Raw genomic sequence first — 1,942 nt, forward strand, 5'->3', positions numbered from 1 at the left:
TATTCTACGCGTATATTCTGAAAAAGCCGGCTTATAAAAGACTTCAGGATGAAAAGGGTGAACATCAGCCTCATTACGCACAAAGATTCGGCACATTTGTGCAGGAGTCATCTGGTTCGCTAGATTCGCTGCGACAAAAGAGCCTGAGTTTACACCTACATAGATATCTAAGTCATTGAAATCGAGCCCTTCGAGCGCCTCGTCAATCGCACGCAGTGCCCCTATCTCATATATGCCACCTAATGGGCCACCGCCACCGAGTGCAATCCCCAACGTTAGTTTTTTGTTTTCTGTTGGCTGCGCCTCAGACATTCAATAACCTCTATCGTCCAATTTAATCAATTCTAAAAATAGTAAGCGTAAATATAATTACTAGAGTATTCACACTAGGAAGCAGCAGACTAGTTTTCCTCACCAATTTTGCTAGGTCGTAGGTAACGGCTAAAGCCCGCTTCTTTTAAAGCCAAATTAAGCGTACTCTGGATAATGTAGGGCGAATCCAGTGCTAAAACACTATCTAACAAGTCTTTCGCCCAAGTCATATCGATATCACGAATAACAGATTTAACCTTAAGCAAATTTGAGGCGTTCATAGACAAAGCATCATACCCCATCGCCAGCAATAGGACGGCACCAGCCGGGTCACCGGCCAACTCTCCACAAATGCTCAACTGCACGGGTAGATCAGCGGTATCCTGAGCAATCTTATATAACGCTTGAAGTACAGCTGGGTGAAAAGAATGGTAAAGCGAGGCAACACGCGGATTATTTCGGTCCACCGCCAATAGGTATTGGGTTAAGTCATTTGAACCAACTGACAAGAAGTCAACTCGTTCAGCAAGCTCTTTCACTTGATACACTGCACCAGGTACTTCTATCATGACACCGATTTGAGGCATAGATATGTCATAACCTTCAGCACAGATTTCATGATATTCACGATAAATAAGATGTAGCGCTTCCTCAACCTCGTTAACATTTGAGATCATCGGTAGCATAATACGCAGATTATCGAGGCCCACACTCGCCTTCAGCATAGCCCTCATTTGTACCAAAAATATCTCTGGGTGATCCAGAGTTACACGAATTCCTCGCCAACCCAGGAAGGGGTTTTCTTCTGTGATCGGAAAGTAGGATAAAGCTTTGTCTCCGCCAATATCCAAGGTACGCATGGTGACATAATTCGGTGCAAACGCTTCCAGTTGCTCGCGATAGCAGTCCATCTGCTCTTGCTCACTTGGGAAACGCTCATTGATCATGAATGGCACTTCAGTTCGATATAGACCAACACCTTCAGCGCCTTGATTCAGTGAACGAACAACATCAGTCATTAAACCGGTATTCACCCAGGCACAGATGCGATGCCCGTCTTTAGTTTCGCAGGGTAGGCTCTTTAACTTCTCTAAGCCTTGATCCAGCGCCTTCTCTTCTTCGACGATCTGCTCATAGTAGCCACGCAGCTCTTCAGAAGGGCAGGCAAAAATATCACCATTGTAGCCATCGACTATTAACTCTTTATCGTCCAGCTGTGTGAGTGGCATATCCACCACACCCATGACAGTGGGAATCCCCATCGCTCTGGCTAAGATTGCTACGTGAGAATTTCCTGAGCCTTTAATCGAAACAAGACCGAGTAGCTTCTCTTTCGGAATTTCACCCAACATAGTAGGGGTTAATTCTTCACTGACCAGGATCGCATTATCGGGATAGTCATGCTGTTTTTTATCCGCTGTTTGCAGGTATGAAAGTATACGGCAACCCAGATCTTTTATATCTACAGCTCTTTCGCTGAGATAGGCATCATTCATCATTTCAAAATGACGTGCATATTCACTAATGGTATTTTTTAATGCGGTTTGGGCAGACTTCCCGGCTTTTATCTGGGTGATCACTTCTCCTGCCAGAGCATTGTCATCCAACATACCAAGATAGACATCAAACA

The 1,942-nt window shown here is 44.7% G+C and carries 2 protein-coding genes; both read right to left on the reverse strand.

All coding sequences use genetic code 11. The annotated features are described in order from the left end of the window. Nucleotides 1-312: patatin-like phospholipase family protein (locus A3761_RS19750; protein ID WP_197473132.1), on the reverse strand; the 312-nt coding region annotated here is incomplete at its 3' end. 89 nt (nt 313-401) lie between these two features. Next, a partial coding sequence (gene ptsP, locus A3761_RS19755) for a phosphoenolpyruvate--protein phosphotransferase (RefSeq protein WP_068750738.1) occupies nt 402-1,942 on the reverse strand: 1,541 nt, incomplete at its 5' end.

It is taken from the genome of Oleiphilus sp. HI0123 (genome assembly GCF_001635315.1).